This is a genomic window from Desulfovulcanus sp. (genome assembly GCF_982781345.1).
The window spans coordinates 1-23327 of sequence record NZ_CEYAEZ010000023.1; the positions used below are offsets into that span (position 1 = coordinate 1).

The window sequence follows — 23327 nt, forward strand, 5'->3', positions numbered from 1 at the left end:
CCCCTTTATGCATCCCGCACCCACTTTGTAAGCGGTAACTTTTATTTACAAATCTTGTTTTTTTGAAAAAGTAAAAAATTTACCTCATCTATAACGAGCTCAAAATGGGTGCGGGACAAGCAAGCTTTAGATGTGTCCAACTCTTTGTTAGTATTGAAGAAAATGGGCTTGTATATTAACTCCGAAAGTTGAATAAAATATTTTTAAAAAACAACGGAAACAATAAAGGATAGCTAAAAATGGCTCATGATCACCATCATTTGGAAGAGGCAACAGGTAAAGTCTTGCTTTGGAGCATGGCTATTAATTTGCTTATTCCTATTTTGCAGATCATTGGCGGAATGTTGGCCCAGAGTATGGCGGTTGTCTCTGATGCCATACACAACTTCAGCGATTGTACCGGCCTGCTAGTTGCCTATATTGCCTACCGGATTAGCCAAAAAAGACCTTCGCCAAAATTTTCCTTTGGGTTTCGCCGCGCGGAAATCTTTGCTGCCGTGATTAATACGTCCCTTATCTTTGGCGCATGTTTATTCATCCTCTGGGAAGCCTTCAACCGCATCAAAAATCCTGAGCCAATATCGGGATTTTTAGTGGCTGCCATGGCCCTGGTAGGGGTTTTTGGAAATGGCTTTACGGTTTTGCTCCTGTCTAAAGGCGCCAAAGAAAATATCAATCTCCGCGGGGCATTTCTACACATGCTCGGAGATATGCTCGTTTCCGTGGTTGTACTCATAAGCGGCGTGATCATCCTTTTTAAACCCTGGTATTGGCTGGATCCGCTCTTATCCATAGGCATTGTTTTATTCATTCTTAAAAGTTCCTGGTCACTCCTCAAGGAAGCTGTACATATTTTAATGGAAGGAGTCCCTCATCACCTTGAGCTTGAGGCCATTCAAGGTGCCCTGGAGCAAATCCCCGGAGTTCTCGGTGTGCACCATTTGCATGTGTGGACCGTGGGCCCAAAACTTTTGGCCTTTACCGGCCATGTTCAGGTACAGGACCAGGAATTGTCTCGGATAACACCCTTAAAGGAAAAGATTAAGCACATCTTACACGAAAAATTTGGTATCGAGCACGCAGTCCTTGAATTTGAACACCAATCCTGCGACCCCAAAGCTCTACTCTGCCCCATACATAGGCCCAAAAGAGAAAAACATGGTGAACATAGTCATGTGTAAGTTTTGAGGTAACTATGAATAAAAAAATAAAAATCCTTTTCTTATGCACCGGCAATTCCTGCCGCAGTCAAATGGCCGAAGGGTGGGCGAAAAAGCTAAAGTCAGATGTGCTTGAGGCCTGTTCTGCTGGAGTGGAAAAACACGGCCTGAACCCATTGGCTGTAAAGGTGATGTCTGAGGCCGGAGTGGATATAAGCGGGCATAAATCAAAACTGATAGAAGAACTGGACTGCCAAGACTTCGATTATGTGATCTCCTTGTGCTCACATGCCCATGAAACCTGTCCGGTTTTCCCCGGCCCGGCTAAAAAGATCCACCGCGCATTTGACGACCCGCCAAGCCTGGCCAGGAATGCCAATAATGAAGAAGAGGCGCTAAAATATTATCGCAAGGTCAGAGATGAAATAAAGCAATTTGTCGAGGGGATGCCAGAATCTCTTGAGCTTTAGCTTTCTGTTTCCTTCACCTTATTTTATTTGACACTGAACCAGAACACTGCGAAGTTTTAACCGGGGCTATTCACTCAACTCACCCAACTTACTCAACTTACCCGACTTAAAACTCACAACGGGAGTTACTCTAATGAAACCCAAACCAGCCTTTCATCTGCAAGACATCCTGGCCCGCATTGATGGTCGGGGATACAAAGCCTACAAGGAAATTCAGGGTCATTATGACCTGAACAGGTTTATTCTACACATCGACCATGTTCAGAGTGATCCCTTTGCTCCTCCAAGCAGGATGCGCATAGAATTAAATCAACAAATCGCAGGTTTTCCGGAAAATTTTTTCAATACGAAGCCAAGACGCATTGCTCTGGAGGACTTTCTAACCCGCGCTTTTGCAACCGCAGCCCATAAACTCTCTCAAAGTTCAGGTACAGGTACAAGTGGACTGATTCTCATTGATAGGCCCGGGCAGGAAATTTTAGAACGCACGTCCATGCGAGTGGACAAAGATACAGTAGAGCCCAGGTTTACAGTCGGCCTACCGGCCAGAGGCAGAAAAATTCTTGCCAGGCAGGCAGAAAAAATATTCTTTGTCCTTCTGCCTAAAATCGTTGAAAACTCCCTCATCTACATAAATCTTAACGCCCAAAAACTTGCCCGGCATATTCAGGTAGCAGAAGACCAGGAAGTTTTAAGGGCCGGACTAAAAGAGAAAAACCTGGTCGCATTTGTTGGCAACGGCTCTATTCTACCCCGGGAAAGCGGCATAAGTGATCGCCCGCTTCCCAGAGAAAAGGCCGTCCCTTTTATCTCTCCGAAGGAACTGGAAGTATGCTTTAACCTTCCCAATCAGGGCCAGGTAAAGGGTATGGGCATTCCCGCCGGGGTGACTCTAATCGTTGGCGGGGGATACCACGGCAAATCCACCTTGCTAAAGGCTATTGAAAGAGGTGTTTACAATCATATCCCGGACGATGGCCGGGAACTGGTCGTCACTGTGCCCGATGCCATGAAGATTCGGGCCGAAGACGGACGCAGCGTAATCAAGACAGACATAAGCCCTTTTATCTCAAACCTTCCAGGCGGCCAGAGCACTGAATCGTTCTCTACTTCCAATGCCAGCGGAAGCACCTCCCAGGCAGCAAACATTGTTGAGGCCCTGGAAGCCGGAAGCAGCCTCTTACTCTTGGATGAAGATACGAGCGCAACCAACTTCATGATCAGAGATGGTCGCATGCAAATGCTCGTGGCCAAAGAATTTGAGCCAATTACTCCCTTTGTTGACCGAATCCGTGAACTTTTGACCAGCTTTTCCGTATCAACCATCCTGGTCCTGGGAGGCTCAGGAGACTATTTTGACGTGGCCGACAGAGTCATCATGATGCAAAACTATGAAGCCCTGGATGTGACGAAAAAGGCCAAAGAAATCGCTGACAGGTATAAAAATTTGCGCAGGCAGGAGCAAAAAAAGCCTTTAAAAGAGATTACGCAGCGAATTTTGTTAAAGGATTCCTTTAAACTTGGACCTAGAGATAAAATCAAAGCCAAAGGTTTAACCACCATCATTGTTGGCCGGCAAAGCATCGAACTAGATTTTATCGAACAGCTCATCCACCCCAGCCAGACCAATGCCATAGCAGAAATTATTCGCTACATGGACAGGCATTATGTAGACGACAAGAAAACACTAAGTCAGGTCACTGATCAGGTCTTAAATGATATCTCCAGTCAGGGGCTGGATGTAATCTCTTCTTTTCACGGTCAGCATCCCGGCAACCTGGCTCTGCCCAGAAAACAAGAGATCCTGGCCGCCATAAACCGATTTCGGAACCTGAAAGTAGAACAGACAAAGGCCTCTTCATTTTCATGATCTAGGGAAAGCTGGAAGTGAAAAGTGCGGACTTAGGAAGTTCAATTTTTGAAAAGGTATCTGATGGATAACACTCCCATCAACTATCTCTATTGATATTTCTCTGGTTATAAGACTGCTGATTAAATTTTGGATAGTACTCTTCGCAACTTATCATCTTATTTAGAGCCTATGGCCAAACCCTATTTTAAACACTGATTGAAAGTCTTGGTTTCTGAAATGCATTACAAACGGCTTGGGTAACCCATCTTAGGGAAGCTTGCGGAAAATACAGAGCATCGGAAGGAATGGGCTAAATATTTTGCGATATTGACATAACTATCGGTAATAAAAAGAAGATTTGTTTACCTAAAATATCCCATTATGCTCTGTCCGCAAGCAAGATTTAGATGGGTCCAAGTCTTTGTACCAGCATGAAAGAAATCAAGACTGAAATAAACTATAGAAATTGAGTTGATATAAAGGTTCGGCCACAGGCTCTTTAATTCCTTGACTTCCTGTCTTCTTAGCTTATTTAAAAAGATTTACTTTCAACCAACAGGTAAGCGAAGGGGAGCAACCCTTTATTCTATCAAAAATTTAAATTTTATAGATAAAGGCTCAATCTTGACTAAGTGACTGCCAGCAAGTTACTAGCTAGCTATCAACGATCAAGACTAACAAATAGACAATAATCGTATAACTTCTGTATAACAACGGGGCAAAAAGGTGATTAAGAACCATTTTCAGTTTAAAGACAAAGGCGACTGGGCCAAAATCAAGACCTGGCTACAAAAAAGATCCAGGCCTGACTACTCAGTGGACCAGCAAGTACGCGAAATTCTGGATAATGTTGAAGATAAAGGCGATGCAGCCCTTATTGAATATACTAGGAAGTTTGACTCCCCTGAGTTCGGTCCTGAAGATTTAAAGGTTGACGATAAAGAGACAGCAAATGCCGTGGCCGAAGTTCCGGAAAATGACCTGACCATCATCAAGGAAGCTGCTGACCGGATCAGGGCTTTTCACGAAAAACAAAAACAAAAATCATGGTATGACCTGGCAGATGATGGCACAATACTGGGCCAGATTTACACTCCGGTTGAACGAGCCGGTCTATATGTTCCGGGCGGAATGGGCGGAGAAACACCGCTTGTCTCCTCTCTTTTAATGAATGCCATTCCAGCTCAAGTTGCAGGAGTAAAGGAGATTGTCCTTGTCTCCCCACCGAGAAAGGACGGCTCGTTAAATCCATATATTCTGGCCACTGCTCATATCTTGGGACTAAATAAAATCTATAAGGTAGGATCTGCCTGGGCCATTGCTGCTTTAGCCTTTGGCACACAGTCTGTCCCTGCCGTGGATGTGATTGCCGGCCCTGGAAATATCTATGTAACCACGGCCAAGCGATTAGTCGCTGGCTTGGTAGGTATAGATATGATTGCCGGACCAAGCGAAATCACCATCCTGGCAGATGATTCAGCCCGTCCCGATTTTCTGGCTGCTGACCTGTTGTCCCAGGCTGAGCACGATCCTTTGGCGGCATGTATCCTGGTCACTCCCAGCCAGGAACTTATAGCCAAAGTTGTTTCAGAACTGGAAGAGCAGCTTCCGGCTCTACCCCGCAACGAGATTGCCGGCACTTCCTTAAAAGACTGGGGGGCCTTTATCCTGGTCGATGATATTTCTAAAGGACTTGAAGTCGTCAATCTCATTGCGCCTGAACACTTTGAATTATGTATTGCTGAACCCTGGTCTGTTTTGGGACAGGTGAAAAATGCCGGGGCCATCTTCATGGGCCACTTTTGTCCGGAGCCTGTGGGAGACTATTTTGCCGGCCCCAACCATGTACTTCCAACCATGTCCACCGCCAGATTTTCCTCTGCCCTGTCCGTGGACACCTTTTACAAAAAATCAAGTGTCATCTATACAAACCAGGATTATATTCAACAACACGGTTCGAAAATTGCCCGCCTGGCCAGGCTTGAAGGACTGGAAGCCCATGCCAGGAGTGTAGAGAAAAGGTTCAAGGGTTAGAAGGTAAAATTTTATCCAGGTTTCAACTCAACAACAGAAAAGGATACAAATGAAAGTTGTCACCAAAACAAATATTCAAGAATTTCCTTTAGTTTCTCGCGGCAAAGTCCGTGACATTTATGAAATAGACCAGGAAACCCTGCTCATTGTGACCACAGACCGTATGAGTGCCTTTGATGTGGTCTTGCCTGATCCCATACCATTTAAAGGGGTGGTTCTAAACCAAATCACCCTGTTTTGGATGGAGATGATGCAGGATATCGTCCCTAACCACCTTATTACTGCCGAAGTGGGAGATTTCCCCGAGGCTTTGCAAAATTACAAAGATGAGTTGGAAGGCAGAGCAGTCTTGGTCAAAAAGGCTAAGCCCCTGCCCATTGAGTGTATTGTCCGCGGCTACATTACAGGTTCTGGCTGGCGGGACTATGAACAAACCGGCCAGCTCTGCGGGTATAAACTCCCCCCTGGCCTTTTAAAATCACAGCAGCTTGAAAGGCCTCTGTTCACACCATCCACCAAAGCAGATATTGGCGAACATGATGAAAATATTACCTTGGCACAGGCCAAGGCCAGGGTAGGTGAAGGCCTGGTTAAAAAAGTCGAGGAAATTTCTCTCTCCATTTACGAACGAGCCAGAGATTATGCCCTGGAAAAAGGAATTATTATTGCCGATACCAAATTTGAGTTTGGCCTAAGTAGCAATAAACTCCTGCTCATTGATGAAGTTTTGACCCCTGACTCCTCTCGGTTCTGGCCGAAAGAAGAATATAAACCGGGCCGTGAGCAACCAAGCTTTGACAAACAATACCTGCGTGACTGGCTAAGCAACAGTGGATGGGATAAACAGCCACCAGCACCTAGCCTGCCCCAGGAAATAATTGAGCAGACTCAGGCCAGGTATTTCCAAGCCTATAAATTACTAACCGGAAAAGAACTTTTTTAGGAGAAAAACATGCTCTTAAAAGACAAAAAAGTACTTATCTTTGGTGTTGCCAACAATCGAAGTATTGCTTACGGCATTGCCAAAGTTTTTAAAGAAAATGGAGCCAGGTTGGCTTTCAACTACCTGGGCGAGGCCCTGAAAAAAAGAGTTGAGCCCATCAGTGACGAACTTCAAAGCGAATTTATTTTCGACTGCGACGTAAGTAGAGATGACCAAATCCAGGCCGCAGCCGATCTGGTTCAGGAAAAATGGGGAAAAGTTGACGTTCTGGTTCATTCAGTTGCCTACGCACAGCGCGAAGACCTCCAAGGACGCTTTATAGATACATCACGCAAGGGATTTCAGATTGCCCTGGATATCTCTGCTTACTCTCTTGTCAGACTCTGCCAGGCCTTTGAGCCTATGTTCTCCGATGATGCTTCAGTGATGACCATAACCTATTATGGTTCCCAGAAGGTCATCAAGAACTACAATGTCATGGGCGTGGCCAAAGCCGCCTTGGAAGCTTCTGTACGCTATCTGGCTGTGGACCTCGGTCAAAAAGGCGTGCGCATCAATGCCATTAGTGCCGGCCCAATCAAAACCTTGGCCGCAACAGGCATTTCCGGTTTTAAAACCATCCTAAAAACCATTGAAGAAAAGGCACCATTGCACCGCAATGTTACTCAGGAAGATGTAGGCAAAACCGCCCTCTATCTTGCATCAGACCTCTCTGCAGGGATGACAGGCGAGGTTCTTTACGTAGACTCAGGTTACAATATCTTAGGGATTTAAATGAAAGATTTATTAGTATTAGGACTTGTTTTTGTTGTCTGGATAATAGTAGTCAAATTTGTTTTCCCCAAACTTGGGCTTCACGGCTGAGGCCCAAGTTCCAAGTCCTGCAGTTGGCAGGATAAAAAACGCGATCATTAAAAAAATAAATTCCAAATCCGGGGAACTCTACTTTTCTGCTGTTTACAGCAATAAATCTCTTGCCAGACAAGCTCTTTTTAGTTAAAAAAGTCACCTTCTTGCGGAGAGGTGCCCGAGCTGGCCGAAGGGGCACGATTGGAAATCGTGTGTACCCTAACCCGGTACCGAGGGTTCGAATCCCTCCCTCTCCGCCATTAAAAATGAAGATGAGAAGATAAGAAATTAAGAAGTTAGGAAAATACGCAGGTGGCATGAGAAAATAGCTGAAAAGGTGTAAATATTTTCTATGAAATTACTATTTCACCTAACTTCTTATTTTCCAACAACTTCTTAACTTCATTCCTTAAAAAAACAGGGGAGCCAGGTGGCAAGGGCGCTGCTAACCCCGTCAGGCCCGAGAGGGAGCAGCGGTAACAGTTGCCCTTGGGTGCCTGGTTTCCCTAATAGGCACGACACATATATGTGTCGTGCCTATTTTTTGCCCCATTCAACCTTCTTCGGATAAAAAATCCTCTAACTCCACTCCACACCAGTCTGGCCACTTACAGGCCTGAAAGCCAGGCATGCGAATTTTATAGTGGTGCAAATACATTCTGGCACCGGGCTCGACTACCTGTCCGTACAATGGGTCTCCAACAATGGGGTGGCCCAAGAAACTAAAATGCGCCCGAATTTGATGCCTCTGACCTTTAAGTATCCTGACTCTAACCAAGGTCTGGTTTTTAGCTGAAAAAAATTTCAAAGGATAAATCCAGGTAAATCGTAAAAAACTTTCTGACTCCCTGCCTAAAACCTTAACCTTCTTTCTTTTAGCCGCGTCAATAGCCTTTTTGACTACAACAGGCTCGACTAATTGCCCCTGGACCAGAGCCAGATAAAATTTATCCACCCTGCCCTCTTCCTGGGCCTGCTTATAGATATTACGGCCCTTTTCGGTTAAGGCTACCATCAAAATACCACTGGTCAAATAATCCAGACGATTTAAGAGGCAGGCTTCACTTTGAGAAAATATGGAAGGAAGTAAATCCCGGACACTAAGGCTTTCCTTGCCTTTATCCGAGTGCATAAATGGAGGCTTGTTCAGGGCCGCCAGATGGGTAGTTGAGGATACAATTTCAATTACTGGTTCATGAATTCCATTATGTTTAAAAGACTTTTCCTTGATTCTTATTTCCTGGCCTGGCAACAACTTATATCCTTTTGGCCTTTGCGAGCCATCAACAACTACCCTGCCCTCTTGAATAAGTTTTCTGGCCTGGCGCAGGCCTATACGCAAAAGCTCAGCTATCAAAGCATCAAGGCGCTTGCCAGAATTTTCCGGGTTAATTTTTATACGCATAAAAAACAAAACCCCGCCAAGGCGGGGCAAAGCATCGGGCACGGATAGTCCGTGCCTCTACTATTTCAATTTGTTATAAACTTCTGCTGCACGTTGAACAACAGTCAAAAGACACAGGGCAATGAACAAAACCAAGCCAATCCACAGTAAACCTTCTCTGGCACCAGGCAGAATAAGTAATAAAAGTGCCCAACCAAGCTGATACACTACTCTACTGGTCCTATCCATGATTCCGACATCACATTTTACCCCCAGGCATTCGGCCCTGGCCTTTATATAGCTTATTAAAACACAAAGAAGAATAGCTATAAACATGGCCATGCTTGCCTGAGCTATCCATTTACCTTGTTGCCAGAAAAGAACCCAAAAGCCCATCAAATAAAAGACATCACTTACCCGATCAGAGGCGGAATCCCACAACGCGCCAATTTTTGTCTGGTTGCCATTTTCGCGGGCCAGAAAGCCATCCAGACTATCGGCCATGCCAGATAAAAGCAAAAGCAATAAGCCCCAAAAAGGATGGGCATAAAAGCCAAGGGGAACAAAAATAGAAAAGATTAGTCCGGAGACTGTAATCCTGTTTGGGGTAAAACTATTTTTTTCCAACCAGGGAAGAATCAAACTATCCATCCACGCATAATATGTTTTAGTTAATGAACAATTTTTCCAGTCCATTCCTTCCTCCTGTTAGCTTCGCTGTTCCTTTTCGTGAACAATAATTGGAATGAATATAATAAACAAACTACTCGCAACTCCTATCTGTACAGTTATGTACTTTTTAACTACATTACTTTAAAAGCAATGCCGCCAGTCCTAAAAAAGTAAAAAAACCTGCACTGTCAGTCAAGGTTGTTAGAAAGATACTAGAAGCCTGAGCCGGGTCACGACCAATTTCTTTAAGCAACAAAGGTATCGACGCCCCGGCTATTGCACCCAAAAACATGTCCAGAAAAAGGGCCATGGCCATAACCATGGCTAAACTAACATTCTTAGTCAAAATTACAATAGCCAAAAATATAAGAAAAGCAATAACCGACCCATTAACCAGACCAATACGTGCTTCTCTCAAAACAGCCTTCCAAACTTTACGGCGTTCAAAAGGCTCCAGGGCAAGTTGCCTGATCATGACTGCAAGGGATTGCTGACCGGTATTTCCAGCCTGATTTGCCACTACGGGCATAAGCACAGCCAACATGGCCATCTGAGAAATAGTTCCTTCGAACAGGTGAACAACCCAGGCGGAGATTGCAGAGTTAAAGAGGTTTATTATCAACCAGGGGATTCTCTTTTTTACCGAGTATTGCCAGGGAGAATCAACAGTTTCATCCGAGCCGGCACCGACCATGGTTTGCATATCTTCACTGGCTTCTTCTTGAATGATATCAATAACATCATCGACAGTGACAATACCGAGTATGCGTTGATCATGGTCCACGACTGGAATAGCCAGCAGGTTATAGCGACTCAAGAGCCTGGCTACTTCTTCCTTATCTTCATTATAAGGAACATAAATAAGGTGTTGCTCATGTAATAGCTCTTTGAGTTTCTTTCCCGGAGGGCTGAGCAACAAGTCCCGCAAGGACAGAACTCCCTTTAAATGCCTGTATTCATCAACCACATAGGCATAATAAGGGACTTCAATTTCTTCTACGCCCGAACGAATAAGTTTAATAGCCTGGTCAACAGTCAGATCTTGATCCAGAACAAGGATCTCGGTGTTCATTACACCGCCGGCCGTGTCCGGATCAAACTTTAAAAGATCATTAATCAGAGCCGCGTCTTCGCGGTTCATCCTTCTCAGAATGATCGAGCGTACTTCATCTCCCAGCTCATCCAGAATATCGGCCGCGTCATCAGGAGACATCTCCTCCAGAATGTCAGCGGCAAGCTCAGGAGGCAACTTGCTCAAGAGCGGGGTGCGATCATGCTTTTCCATCTCCACAATAGACGCCGCCGCATCTTCAGGAGACTGCCCCTTGATCAACTCAAGCTGTTCATCCAGAGAGAGATTCTCCAGACGGTCGGCTGCATCTGCCGGGTGGAGATTATCAAAGCTGGCCGATGGCCAATCTACCTTTTGATAATCAACGCCCTTAACGCGTGGAGATAAATCCTGGTCCTGCTTCTTCATAACTGAATTGAGTTATATCAAAAAAGCCTGACCGTCAAAGAAAATAAACGAATATCAACTGCTTAACTTGACGAAAACGCACCCCTCCCTTAACAAAAAAATTTAGGGAGAATATATTATGGAAATATTCAATTCTTTTTTTAAGGGAGAAGCTCTTAGTTTTTTAAAAAAAATCATTGTTCTAAGCCTGGAGGAAGATGGAGAAGATCTAACATCCAAAAGTTTGTTCGGAACAGACAACCATTTAACAGCCAAAATAGTGGCCAAACAGAATACTATAGTAGTTGGCCTCCCCATTATACCTTTAATTCTTGACCATATTCCAGGCCCTGCAAAATATTCTTTCATCGTCCGAGAAGGTCAATTTGTGCCAAAAGGGACAATTATTGCCATCATGCATGGTTTGGCATATAAACTTTTAAAAGCAGAAAGAGTAATTTTAAACTTTATCTGTCACCTATCAGGAATAGCCAATTTAACTCACAAGTTTTGTCAAAAAATTGCTGGTAGCGGAGTGACCTTGCTGGATACACGCAAAACTTTGCCAGGCCTGCGCTATCCAGAAAAGTACGCAGTCCTGAGAGGTGGAGGTCAAAATCACCGCCTCAATCTCACTGAAATGCTAATGCTCAAGGACAATCACATTGATCAGGCCGGCAGTATACTTCAAGCCGTACAAAAACTAAGACAAACCCTTACCCCCTGCCCCCCGATAGAAGTAGAATGCCGCACACTAGCTGAGGTCAAAGAAGCAGTTCAGGCCGAGGCCAACAGGATCATGCTCGATAATATGACAGAAAAAGAAATGAAGGAAGCCTTAAAACTTATTCCTGAACACATTGAATCGGAAATAAGCGGTGGAGTTACTTTAGATAATATTTCCAGAATAGCTAGGTTAAAACCAACTTATATTTCTACCGGGGCCATTACCCTTTCCGCACCGGCAGCGGATTTCAGCATGCAAATTGATTCTTGATTCGTGATTTAGAACTCAGGGCGACCCCATAGATCCATCCCAACTCATAAGGAGGAGTTACACATATGAACAAAATTGAGCAAATTAAAAAAAATTTAGGGCCAGACCTGGCCATATTAGGACATCACTACCAAAACGATAATATTATTGCATACACTGACATTAAAGGGGATTCACTGGAGCTAGCCCGCAAGATTCCAGAACTTACAGCAAAATATATTGTTTTCTGCGGTGTACATTTTATGGCAGAATCAGCAGCCATCCTGGCTCAAAAAGATCAGATGGTTTTTTTGCCGGCTTTAGACGCCCGTTGTGTGATGGCTGATACTGCCCCCGCCAGCCTGGTAGAAAAAATCCTGCTTAGCTTAAACCAGGAAGGGAAAAAAATAATACCTTTGGCCTATGTCAATTCTTCTGCCGAAGTGAAGGCGATTTGCGGAAAGTACAACGGCTCTGTATGCACCTCGGCCAATGCCCCAAAAATGCTTGCCTGGGCTTTAAATCAAGGGGATGGGGTGCTTTTTTTACCGGATAAAAACCTGGGCCAAAACATGGCCAAAATCCTGGGCCTTTCTCCCAGCGAAATTGTCACAGTCGATATCCGCAGCCAGGGTAAGCATGTAAACTTTGGACAGATTAAAGACAAAAAACTCTTTTTGTGGCCTGGTGTATGCGCCATACACTTTCGCTTTAAAGCTGAGCAGCTTAAGCGTATAAGAGAAACCGATCCCGAGGCCAAAATAATAGTCCATCCAGAGTGCGATCCTGATGTTGTTGCCCTTGCTGATGCCAGCGGCTCTACTTCATTCATTATCAAATATGTCCGGGAGGCAGAACCCGGGACACGAATCTATGTGGGTACTGAGGACAACCTGGTCCACAGACTGGCTAATGAATATCGGGGTCAAAAAGAAGTTTTACCCATTATTCCCAGTTTATGTAGCAACATGGCTAAAATTACCGAACAAAATCTTCTATACACTCTAAAAAATCTGAATCCAGAAAGTAGAATTACTGTTTCGGATGACACAGCCGTACTTGCTCGCAAAGCTTTAGAAAAGATGCTCGAGGTTTGTAGTTAATGTCCAGTAGATTAAAAACACAAGTTCTCGTTATTGGCTCTGGCATTACCGGATGTACAGCCGCCCTGACCCTAGCAGAATTCGGTGTGGAGGTACTGCTTGTTACTGCAGGCAAAACTCTTGACGATGGGAACACTGCTCTGGCCCAAGGTGGCATAGTTTATCGCTCAGAAAACGATAACCCAAAACTTTTGGAGAAGGATATCCTCACAGCCGGATGGAATCACAACTATCTGAGAGCAGTACGTTATCTCTGCCGCAAAGGCCCGGAAGTGGTTAAGGATCTTCTCATTGACAAATTCAAGGTTCCTTTTGAACTTAATGATCCCAGCCGACATTATCTAACTAAAGAAGGTGGCCACAGTCAGGCAAGAATCCTCTTTTGTGCCGATTATACCGGTCGAGCCATAATGGATGTTCTAACCCAAAAAGTTGTGGCTAACCCCCAAATCAAGGTTCTTACCGACCGCACAGCCATAGATCTCTTGACCTCGCACCACCACAGTACCAGACTAGAATTTAAATATCATTTAAAAAACCAATGCGTTGGAGCCTATGTCCTAAATAACCAGACAAATACTGTTGAGACGATACTTGCTGACTTTACTGTCCTGGCCACCGGCGGCATCGGTCAGATTTATTTACATACGACCAATACGGCTTCATCCATTGGCTCTTGTTTGGCAATGGCTCATAGGGCAGGAGCCAGGATAATGAATGTAGAATTTGTCCAATTCCATCCCACAGCCCTATTTCACCGCTCAGAAAGAAAATTTCTCATTTCCGAGGCGGTACGCGGTGAGGGCGCAAAACTAATTAATAGCCAAGGCAAACCATTCATGTCCATCTATGACCCCAGAGGCGATCTGGCTCCGAGAGATATTGTTACCAGGGCCATAATTGAAGAAATGCTTAAACATGGTGAGGATTGTGTATATCTGGATGCTGCTTCGCACATTAATAAAGACTTAAAGGAACGCTTCCCCACCATTTATAAAAAATGTTTAGAAATAGGTATTGATATTACCAAGGAGCCAATACCGGTCGTTCCCGCTGCCCATTATTTTTGTGGCGGTATATTAGTAGATCTGCACGGCCGGACAACAATTGACCGCTTATATGCTGGTGGCGAGTGCTCTTGCACTGGAGTACATGGTGCCAATAGGCTCGCCAGCACCTCACTGTTAGAGGGCTTGTTATGGGGCTATAGTATTGGCCAAGATATTGGCCAAAGATACGGCCAGAGAACAAGGTTAAGTCAAAGAATTCAGGAATCTATACCTGATTGGCGTTTTCCAGGCAATGAGCAAAACGAAGACCCTGCTCTCATAGCCCAAGACTGGGCTACTATCAAACACACCATGTGGAACTATGTGGGCATAGTACGCACTTCATCAAGACTAAAACGGGCCTTTGAAGACCTACGCAACTTAAATAAACGGCTGCATGATTTTTACCGTGAAACACCCATATCCAAACCTCTAGTTGATCTTTTCCACGGTTGTCAGGCAGCTTATATCATAACCACTGCAGCAATGCGGAATGAACAAAGTACAGGTTGTCACTTCCGCCAAGATAGACCTTATAAGAAAAAATAGTTAAACTCATAATAACTGCACAACCTCTCAAAATTAAACAAAAAAACTTAAAAAGGATAGAAAACATAACAATTTATAACTACCTTAATCCATAGATTTTTTTTCAAACTCTTATCATTATGCATTAGTAATATGGGAAAAAATAAAATACCGGCCATTGTTTGTACTGCATCAGATCTAAATTTTGAAAATGATAAACATAACCTCGAATGCTTAGGCATTCATATCACCAATAGATTTTCTTCGGGTATTGCAGTCATTGATTATGCTAAATTTAACAAACTTTACCTGGTTATCGCTGATAATCAACTAAGTGACATGAGCGTCATTGAGCTGGTACATAAATTACAACATAAATTACAAAATAAATTTATTCCTATCGTTGTGATCTCTGATCACTCAGAACGTGATTTTGTCTTAGACATTATTGGCGCCGGGTGTACAGGTTTTGTCATCCGCCCTTATCATTTAAAAACTTTACAAGAACATATAAAAAATTCATTAAGTTTATTTCACTTTAATGAAATCGACGATGAGTTGCTAAAAAACGCAATGAACGACATCACTAAAGGCAATTATGACCATGCCATAGAAAGCTTAAATGAAATTGTTGATATTGAGAAAAAAGATGCCCAATATTATTTTGATCTTGGAAACTCATACTTGCTAGAAGAAAAGTTTACAAAAGCAATAATCGCCTTTAATAAAGCCTTAAAAATAAACAATCTTTTCATAAAGGCATACAAAGGGCTTGCAGAAGCCTATAAAGGTAAAAATGACATAAAAAAATACAAATATTACTTAAGCAAATGCGCTGAAGAATATGCAAAAAGAGATAATTTTGAGGAAGTAAAAAAATTATTTATTGAAATTTTAAAAGTAGATCCATATTCTCCTAATCCTTATAACAATTTAGGTATAAATCTTAGAAAAAAGGGTCAATACAACTTGGCAATCGATGCATACCGCAAGGCTTTGGCTCTGGACCCAAAGGATGAAAACATCTATTTTAATATGGCAAAAGCTTATTTTTTTATGAAGCAGTATGCCAATGCAAAGAAACTCACTTTAAAAGCATTAAATTTAAACCCTAACTTCGCCGTTGCTGAAACTCTTTTAAAAAATCTTAACAAAAAATTGAAAAAATATGCTCAAGGTTAAAGACTGAAGTTTCAGAAAAGCTCTGCAAAATTCATTATTTTAATAACACATTAAAATAACTTAATATTCAAAAAAGATCCACTTCACCCCGCCAATGCGGATGTGTATGTGGCCATCTAACCTGGCTACTCTGAACGAAGGTGATATTCTATGGCAACAAAATTTCGAGGATGTCCTATATGCGGTAAAATTGTGGACACAGAGAATGAACCACACACTTTATATGACTGCCGCAACTTCATCCTTAAAAGACTCTATAGCAAGGACTATCAATTTAAGCGGATAGAGCTCGAAAAATTGTTGGATAAAGTAAATAAAAAGTTAAAAACAAGCAGCAGAAATCTTGTTGATACTTAAGAAATTTGAGCGGCTTAATATGGCCTGTTTTAAAATTATTGCATCCAGAGACAAAATATAATGCCTTCAGACAATATATAAACGACCACTTGATAAATCTAAAACTAACTCAACCCAGATAATACGTAGGTAGACTGTGCATAAAAAAAGCCCCGCTAAGCGGGGCTTTTTTTATGCCTCTTCTTCAACTTTGGGTTTAAATCCCAATAATATCGGGCTGGCCACATAAATAGATGAGTAGGTTCCGACCAGCACTCCAACTAAAAGAGCGAAGGCAAAGTCATGAATCACTCCGCCACCAAATAAAAACAAGCAGATTACAACAATTAGTGTTGTTCCGGAGGTAAGTAAGGTTCTACTCAAGGTCTGATTAATGCTTACATTAATAGTTCTGGCCAGCGAAGGTGATATTTTTGCCCGCAAGTTTTCCCGTATCCGGTCAAAAACAATAATTGTATCGTTTAAAGAATAACCGACAATTGTCAAAAGAGCGGCCACAATTGTTAAATCAAACTCCTTATCCAGTAGAGAAAATATGCCCACGGTAATAAAAACATCGTGAATCAGGGCCACCACTGCGCCCAAAGCATAATTTAAGTTTAAGTACCAACACAGGCCCAAAGTTATAAGCATAGCAGCTACAATCAACACACTCATGGGCATGGACAAAAGCTTTAACACATACACACCCAATGCTAATCCAGCAGCCATTACGCCAGCAGTCATCCAACGTTGCTCAAAACGCCCCGAAATATAAATGGCGATCAGCAACACTGCATAAAATAGTGCTTCCAGGGCTTTGGATCTGAGGTCTGCTCCCACTTTGGGACCAACCATTTCCAGCCTCTGGATTTCAAATTTTTTGCCGTGTAAATTCTTTTTTAGCTTTTCCTCTACCAAAGTCCTAATTTTTTCTGGAGAAAATTTGTCGGCTGAGGTTCGCAAAAGATATTCATTGTCTTCTTTATCCCCGAAACGTTGTACCACCAAGCTCGGAAGACTAGCCTCTTTTAATGCCTGTTTTAATTCTTTGACTTCAACACGCTGATCAAACTTGACCTGAACTATTACCCCGCCGGCAAAATCTATCCCATATTTAGGCCCGCCTTTAACGATCAAGGATAAGACCCCAACCAGGATAAGCAGTCCAGATAATAAAAAGGCCCATTTTCGCAGGCCTATAAAATCGATATCTGTATCCGGTCTAATAATTTGTAAACCCATTATCCAGGCTCCTCCTTTTATAGCTCATAGCTCGTAGTATAATTATAGCTGATAGCTGGAGTTAGAATGTCCAACTTCCTAGATACTTAATGCTGTCCCCGCCTTTCTTCTGGTCAGCCATATGTCAAAAATGACCCGGGAAACAAAAATTGCTGTAAACATCGAGGCCAAAATACCTAAGGTCAGGGTAACAGCAAAACCACGAATGGGGCCTGTCCCAAATTGATATAAAATAATGGCCGCAATTATGGTCGTCACATTGGCATCCAAAATGGTCAAAGTAGCCCGGCCAAATCCCTCGTCAATGGCTGCCCGCGGAGATAATCCCCGTCGCAATTCTTCTCTGATCCTCTCAAAAATAAGCACATTGGCATCTACAGCCATACCAATTGTCAAAATTATACCGGCAATACCAGGCAGGGTCAGAGTAGCCCCAAAACCGGCCAAACCAGCCATGATCAATAAAATATTAAAAAGAAGAGCAATGTCGGCAACAATACCGGCAAAGCCATAATAGACAATCATAAAAATCAAGACGATAGCCCCACCTATGAGAGCTGAAAAAATACCCTTTTCAATAGATTCCTGACCTAATGATGGTCCCACGCTTCTTTCTTCCATAACATGAACTGGTGCGGGCAATGAACCAGCTCTAAGAACAATGGCCAAATCATGGGCCTCTTCAGTGGTAAACCGCCCGGTAATACTAGCTCGACCACCACTAATCTTTTCCTGGATCACCGGCGCTGAATAAACTTTGCCGTCTAAAACAATGGCCAATCTCTTCTTCACATTTTCCCCTGTGACCCGCTCAAAGATCCTAGATCCACGCTTATTGAAGCTTAAAGAGACATACGGCTGGCCATAGGAATCAAAGGCAGTATTGGCATCAGTAATATATTCACCCGTGAGCACGGCTTCTTTTCTAAGCACGATAGGCTGTTTGGACGTACTTCCATCTGGCAATTTTTTATATATATAGGCAAGTTCCCTTCCAGGCGGAAGTATTCCCTTTAAAGCTTTCTTAATATCGGCTTCGTCATCCACAAGTTTAAATTCGAGATGCGCGGTTTTGCCAATCACCTTAATCGCCCGTTGGGGATCATCCAATCCTGGCAATTGCACCTGGATTCGATTACCCTCTTGTTTTCGGATGTCCGGTTCGGCAACCCCAAACTGATCTATACGGTTTCGAATAGTTTTAATGGCCTGATCAATGGTTAATTTGGTCAAATGTTCCTTATATTTTGGAGTCATGCCCAGCACGTACCTTACCTTGCCCTGCTCTAGTGGTTCCCGAGACACAATTTTTAGTTGGCTGAACTTTTGCTCCAACATGTCTTCCAAGGCCTCTTGCTGGTCGCTCTTAAGAAGCACAAACTCCAACTTCCCACCTTGAACAACCCTGGGCCTAAGCACAAGAATACTTTCTTCTCTGGCTTCAGAACGAATATCCTGTCCCATCTGCGCCAATGAGTTCTCAATGGCTTTTTGTACATCCACTCCCAAAGTGAGGTGGATACCACCTTTAAGATCCAAGCCCAAATTTATTTCATTATCAGGCAGAATCTTGGTTAAAGCTGAATTTTTGATCCCGGGAACAGACGGCAAGGCGTATATCAGGCCTAGGCCTAAAACAATAATGATAAGGATTATTCTCCAGCGCAAACTCCCCTGCATATGCTTTCCCTTTATTTATGTTTATAATTAAAAGTTTAATTGTGAATCAATACATGATTCTGCTATGCCAGAACCTACCCTTCTCATGAAAGCTGATGTTGCGGACTATTCAAAAGTTAACCTGTAAAATTATTTTAGTGTATAAAAACATTTAAATAAGTAGAATAAAAAGTTTAAAATTTTATTTACATTATTCCACGTCTTGAGCATTAATAAATACAATCCAAAATAAAAAAGACCTGGAAACCAAATTTGGCAACCAGGTCTTCAATATTAAAAAATTAGTCAATTGGCTACTTTTTTTCTTTGCTTTTTGGCTTATCTTTTTGACCTGAATCTGCAAGTCCGGCAACATAGCCACGGTTGACCTTAATCTGGACATTGTCTGCCAGTTCAATGGTCAACACTTCGCCATCAATGCCAACGATACGCCCGTAAATACCTCCGTTGGTCAAAATATAATCGCCTTTTTTTAGATTAGCCAAAAGTTTTTGATGTTCTTTGGCCTTTTTTTGCTGGGGTCTGATTAGCAAAAAGTAAAAAATGGCGAACATTAACAGCAAAGGCACGAACGCTGTTAATGGGTTGCCTTCACCTGCCTGAGTTCCTCCCGCCTGCCCCATGGCATAGGCCATCTGGGTAAAAAACATAAATCCTCCGTCTTTAATTTTTACAAGGTCAATATTTTTGACATACCAGGAATACGTAATATCATAGATTAAAAGACCAGATTAAGTTTGTAAACACCAAACTCAATCAACCAATATATAACTTACCATAAGGTCTGTGCGATTTTGGCTTTATGCGCACAAAATCAGTATCAAGAATTTCATCTTCCTTCTCATCAAATTCCTGACAAAACGTGTGTACATATTTTTCAATTATCTTTCTATCTTCAGCATCTGCATCTTCTACAACCAGGTTATCAGCTAACTGATATTCTGGCACATGGCCACGCACGTAGATAACCCCTCCATGCATACCAGTAGCCAGACTACGACCGGCTATAGGTGTTTCTTTATGCTGACTAAAAAGGCCCAGGAGAATAATCACCCCCCCGGCCATGTATTCGCCAAGAAAATCACCGGCTTTGCCACCTATGACTATAATCGGCAGCTTATCCTTGTAAGCCTTCATATGAATGCCTACCCTGTAACCCACATCTCCATGAATATGGACCTGGCCACCACGCATGGCATAACCCAAAACATCTCCGGCCATGCCCGTACAGCTGATAAAACCATCATCCATGGTATTGGCAAGTCCGTCCTGGGCATTACCCTCAATGCGCATATACGGGCCACGCATAAACGCAGCCGTATCCTGGCCAGCTACTCCGTGGATCAGAAATTTAAGTTCGCCCTCCAGCGCTGTGCCAATATATCTCTGCCCACTTACATTTAAGAGTTCAAACTCCTGTACTCCCTCTTTCACAGCCTGCCTGATGCGCTCGTTCAGGTCTTTATAATATAGTCCTTTGGCATCAATGACTAGTTTTGACTTCATCTTTATCCCTCAACCTCCACGATAACAGGTTCTCCAGCTTTTGGGGCCCATAACTTATCTGGATCCGGACATACACTTCTAATGGAACAATCTTCACTGGCCATATAGACTAACTCATCTTTTTCAGCCACAATCAAAGGCCTGAGCTTTATTCGGTCATTTAAGCCGGTTAAACTTTTGCCGTCAGAATATAATATAGCAAAGGGGCCATTGAGCAGGGCTGAACCATAGACCATCCTTAATGCAGTGTAAGCTGCTTTCTCCTCTTCATCCATACGCTCGATTTCATCCCAGAACGGAGGCGCAAAGACTTTTGAGGCCATTTTTTTACTCAGGCCATGTTTTCGAATAAGGAGGTCCAATAAATAAGCCACGACTTCCGTATCGGTCATCAGGGTACACTCGTAGTCGTGCTGACATAAATAGCGCTTATTTATACCGTAAGAAGAAATCTCACCATTATGCACTATGGACCAATCCAGGAGAGTAAAAGGATGGGCTCCGCCCCACCATCCAGGGGTGTTGGTGGGAAAACGATTGTGAGCAGTCCAGATATAACCTTTATATTCATCCAGGCGGAAGAATTCACCAATATCTTCGGGAAACCCTACTCCTTTAAAAGCGCCCATATTTTTGCCACTGGAAAAGATATACGCTCCAGGGATCTTTTTATTCACCAACATTACCACTGAAACAACATAGTCATTTTCACTCAAATGTACCCAGGCTGGCCTGTCTATCCTCACCTGCACAAAAAAACGCCACAAGACGGGCGGATTAATTACACCCAAGGTCTTGCGAACTGGTATAGGTTCAGAAAGATGAATGACAAAATATTTTCTGATAATATCCTCGGCTCTCTCCAAAGCAGCCTGGTCATCACACATCAAATGCAATGCATATTTGTCAGCTAACTCCGGGTAAATACCATATGCGGCAAAACCGCCACCTAGACCATTCCCCCGGTCATGCTGTACAGCGATGGCGTCAATGGCAACGTTTCCTGGCAAAGTTTTTTTGTGCCTATGAATTACACCAAAGAGGCCGCATCCTGAAATATCTTTTTCGCGTAAATATTCCTTCGTCGCAAAAATCTTTCTCTTATACTCTGTAATGGACAAACAGGGATTATTCATGAACTAAATCTCCTTTACTTAGCGTAGTCTGGCCTGCGGATTCCACTTTTGCTGGAAAATATCTTCTGGCCACTCAAGGGGCGTAGGTTCATTGTTCTGTAAATGAAACTTTATTTTTTGAGTCACAGGAATCTGAAATCGTATGTATCCTGTATATCGCCCCGCTTTGTCCACATCACCAACTAAAACACATCCAACCAATTTATCGTCTTTAAACACCAACTTGCGATAAACTTCCTTTTCTTCATCAACAAAGGTGACCACTTCATAGCCCTGATCTTCTGGAGGGTTGGCAATACCTACTGAAATGGTTGGTAACCCGTAAAAACCAATGGAATTCATGGCTAGGCCACCTGCATATTCTCTATCTACTCCAGCCATATTCTGTCCGGCTATAAATCCTTGTGCATAAGCATTGGGCCAAATAGGGGTGACTCGAGGCTCATTTGACAAAAAATCCAGGGCTTCCACCACATCACCGGCAGCATAAACATCCGGGGCACTGGTCTTTAATTTTTCATCAACCACAATCCCACGGTTTACATTAATTCCTGCTTCCTTGGCTAAGGATACATTTGGCACGACACCAATAGCGATAACCACAGCATCAGCTTCCAAAAACTCACCATCCTGAAGTAGAACTCCCTTTACCCGACCATCTGTTTCTCGCTTGATTTCCTTGGCCGTAGTGTTGCAAAATATATTAAAACCTAACTTTTTTAGCCGGTTTGCTACAATATTTCCTGCTACATCATCAAAGGCCGCGCTTAAAATCCTGGGGGCCAACTCAACAATACTAACTTCAACTCCCCGGTCAAAGAGACTTTCAGCAGCTTTTAAACCAATCAGTCCACCACCAATGACCACTACCCTTTTCAGTTTCTTACAAACCCCATCCAGAGTTTGGGCATGCTTGAGCGTAGTGAAAAAATAAATATCAGGACCATCAGCACCCGGAATAGGTGGACAAAAAGGCGTCCCCCCGGTAGCAAGGAGTAGTTTGTCAAATTCTATCTTCTCTTCATTTTCCAGGTAAATTGATTTATTCTCCGGATCAACTCGCAAGACTTTTTGGCCCAGTTTTAGATCGACTTTATTATCCTGGTAAAAAGAGTCGTCTCTTAAATTGACCCGCTCATCAGTAACTTTACCGGCCAAAAAATAAGAGATAAGAGGTCGGCCATAAGTCTTAAATTCTTCCTCTGATATAACAGTGATTGGACCTTCAGGATCTACCCGGCGAATACCCTCAATGGCTCCAATTGAAGCCACACCATTGCCCACTATAACATATTTCATACTTAACACCCCGGATATGTTCTATTTTTCTGCAAATTCCAGAGCCTCGTTTGGACAGGCCGCAACACAGGCTGGGACATCACTGCCTGGACACAAATCGCATTTGACGATCTTTTCTTTGATGGGATGACGTTTAATTGCCCCAAAAGAACAGGCCATAAGACATGACCAGCACCCTACACATTGCTCTTCGTCATAGACTACCCGTCCACTTTCCCTATCTTTGGTCAGGGCTCCTGAAATGCACGCCTGCACGCAGGCAGGCTCGTCACAATGCCGACAGTTTAAGGAGGCCGTGATCCAGCCTGCATGGTCAACTGTATTGCGCGGGATCAAACCCTGTGCCTGCTCGTCCCGGAAAGCAATAATCAAATCTTTACTTTGAGAATGCCCTGTCATACAGGCCAGCTCACAAATATGGCAGCCTATGCAAACTTCTGGATTTACGTATACGCGCTTCATTT

21 protein-coding genes, 1 tRNA gene and 1 other RNA gene are annotated in these 23327 nt (G+C 43.2%); 13 read left to right on the top strand and 10 right to left on the bottom strand.

Features of this window, described 5'->3' with window-relative positions:
• The first annotated feature begins 239 nt into the window (after positions 1-239).
• The 8 genes from AC3WVG_RS05315 to ffs all read left to right on the top strand — a co-directional run bounded on the left by AC3WVG_RS05315 (position 240) and on the right by ffs (position 7821).
• Positions 240-1181, top strand: coding sequence for a cation diffusion facilitator family transporter (locus AC3WVG_RS05315; RefSeq protein ID WP_488797133.1), 942 nt, complete (start codon positions 240-242; stop codon positions 1179-1181).
• 14 nt (positions 1182-1195) lie between these two features.
• Positions 1196-1630 carry an arsenate reductase ArsC gene (locus AC3WVG_RS05320; RefSeq protein WP_488797134.1) on the top strand — a complete coding sequence of 145 codons (435 nt, stop codon included), beginning with the start codon at positions 1196-1198 and terminating at the stop codon, positions 1628-1630.
• Between the two features lie 133 nt (positions 1631-1763).
• A complete protein-coding gene (locus AC3WVG_RS05325; protein ID WP_488797135.1) occupies positions 1764-3500 on the top strand; it encodes an ABC-ATPase domain-containing protein in 1737 nt (578 codons plus the stop codon).
• A gap of 708 nt (positions 3501-4208) precedes the next feature.
• Positions 4209-5516, top strand: coding sequence for a histidinol dehydrogenase (gene hisD, locus AC3WVG_RS05330; RefSeq protein ID WP_488797136.1), 1308 nt, complete (start codon positions 4209-4211; stop codon positions 5514-5516).
• 49 nt (positions 5517-5565) lie between these two features.
• Positions 5566-6459 (top strand): phosphoribosylaminoimidazolesuccinocarboxamide synthase, encoded by an 894-nt coding sequence (locus AC3WVG_RS05335; protein WP_488797137.1) that lies wholly within the window; start codon positions 5566-5568, stop codon positions 6457-6459.
• Positions 6460-6468: 9 nt separating this feature from the next.
• A complete protein-coding gene (locus tag AC3WVG_RS05340) occupies positions 6469-7233 on the top strand; it encodes an enoyl-ACP reductase FabI (RefSeq protein WP_488797138.1) in 765 nt (254 codons plus the stop codon).
• 243 nt (positions 7234-7476) lie between these two features.
• Positions 7477-7568 (top strand) — tRNA-Ser (locus AC3WVG_RS05345).
• Positions 7569-7725: 157 nt separating this feature from the next.
• Positions 7726-7821, top strand: an RNA gene (gene ffs, locus AC3WVG_RS05350) — signal recognition particle sRNA small type.
• Positions 7822-7861: 40 nt separating this feature from the next.
• Here ffs and AC3WVG_RS05355 read toward each other — a convergent pair.
• The 3 genes from AC3WVG_RS05355 to mgtE form a co-directional block, all read right to left on the bottom strand.
• The gene (locus AC3WVG_RS05355) at positions 7862-8713 is read right to left on the bottom strand and encodes a pseudouridine synthase (protein WP_488797139.1); all 852 of its coding nucleotides are present in this window, start codon (positions 8711-8713) and stop codon (positions 7862-7864) included.
• Positions 8714-8773: 60 nt separating this feature from the next.
• Positions 8774-9388, bottom strand: a complete 615-nt coding sequence (locus AC3WVG_RS05360) for a CDP-alcohol phosphatidyltransferase family protein (protein WP_488797140.1) — start codon at positions 9386-9388, stop codon at positions 8774-8776.
• A 112-nt stretch (positions 9389-9500) separates the two neighbouring features.
• On the bottom strand, positions 9501-10844 hold the full coding sequence (gene mgtE / locus AC3WVG_RS05365; RefSeq protein ID WP_488797141.1) for a magnesium transporter: 1344 nt from the start codon (positions 10842-10844) through the stop codon (positions 9501-9503).
• 118 nt (positions 10845-10962) lie between these two features.
• Here mgtE and nadC point away from each other — a divergent pair, with 118 nt between their 5' ends.
• The 5 genes from nadC (at position 10963) to AC3WVG_RS05390 (ending at position 16018) form a co-directional block, all read left to right on the top strand.
• Positions 10963-11820 carry a carboxylating nicotinate-nucleotide diphosphorylase gene (nadC, locus tag AC3WVG_RS05370; RefSeq protein WP_488797142.1) on the top strand — a complete coding sequence of 286 codons (858 nt, stop codon included), beginning with the start codon at positions 10963-10965 and terminating at the stop codon, positions 11818-11820.
• Positions 11821-11885: 65 nt separating this feature from the next.
• Complete coding sequence (nadA, locus tag AC3WVG_RS05375; protein ID WP_488797143.1) at positions 11886-12902, top strand: quinolinate synthase NadA; 1017 nt, start codon at positions 11886-11888, stop codon at positions 12900-12902.
• Entirely contained in the window at positions 12902-14500 is a 1599-nt protein-coding gene (gene nadB / locus AC3WVG_RS05380) for an L-aspartate oxidase (RefSeq protein WP_488797144.1), read from the top strand. The genes nadA and nadB overlap by 1 nt, the downstream gene beginning before the upstream one ends.
• Before the next feature lie 132 nt (positions 14501-14632).
• Positions 14633-15661, top strand: coding sequence for a tetratricopeptide repeat protein (locus AC3WVG_RS05385; protein WP_488797145.1), 1029 nt, complete (start codon positions 14633-14635; stop codon positions 15659-15661).
• A gap of 150 nt (positions 15662-15811) precedes the next feature.
• Complete coding sequence (locus tag AC3WVG_RS05390) at positions 15812-16018, top strand: hypothetical protein (RefSeq protein ID WP_252380753.1); 207 nt, start codon at positions 15812-15814, stop codon at positions 16016-16018.
• Between the two features lie 171 nt (positions 16019-16189).
• On the opposite strand, the gene secF is transcribed toward AC3WVG_RS05390, so the two are convergent.
• The 7 genes from secF to AC3WVG_RS05425 form a co-directional block, all read right to left on the bottom strand.
• A complete protein-coding gene (gene secF / locus AC3WVG_RS05395) occupies positions 16190-17242 on the bottom strand; it encodes a protein translocase subunit SecF (protein WP_488797146.1) in 1053 nt (350 codons plus the stop codon).
• Positions 17243-17320: 78 nt separating this feature from the next.
• The gene (secD, locus tag AC3WVG_RS05400; RefSeq protein WP_488797147.1) at positions 17321-18922 is read right to left on the bottom strand and encodes a protein translocase subunit SecD; all 1602 of its coding nucleotides are present in this window, start codon (positions 18920-18922) and stop codon (positions 17321-17323) included.
• Between the two features lie 293 nt (positions 18923-19215).
• Positions 19216-19572, bottom strand: coding sequence for a preprotein translocase subunit YajC (gene yajC, locus AC3WVG_RS05405; RefSeq protein ID WP_488797148.1), 357 nt, complete (start codon positions 19570-19572; stop codon positions 19216-19218).
• Between the two features lie 106 nt (positions 19573-19678).
• Positions 19679-20428, bottom strand: coding sequence for a GltB/FmdC/FwdC-like GXGXG domain-containing protein (locus tag AC3WVG_RS05410; RefSeq protein ID WP_488797149.1), 750 nt, complete (start codon positions 20426-20428; stop codon positions 19679-19681).
• Positions 20429-20430: 2 nt separating this feature from the next.
• Entirely contained in the window at positions 20431-21564 is a 1134-nt protein-coding gene (locus AC3WVG_RS05415) for a class II glutamine amidotransferase (protein WP_488797150.1), read from the bottom strand.
• 18 nt (positions 21565-21582) lie between these two features.
• Entirely contained in the window at positions 21583-22863 is a 1281-nt protein-coding gene (locus tag AC3WVG_RS05420) for an NAD(P)/FAD-dependent oxidoreductase (RefSeq protein ID WP_488797151.1), read from the bottom strand.
• A 21-nt stretch (positions 22864-22884) separates the two neighbouring features.
• Positions 22885-23325 (bottom strand): 4Fe-4S dicluster domain-containing protein, encoded by a 441-nt coding sequence (locus AC3WVG_RS05425; RefSeq protein ID WP_488797152.1) that lies wholly within the window; start codon positions 23323-23325, stop codon positions 22885-22887.
• Between the last annotated feature and the right edge of the window lie 2 nt (positions 23326-23327).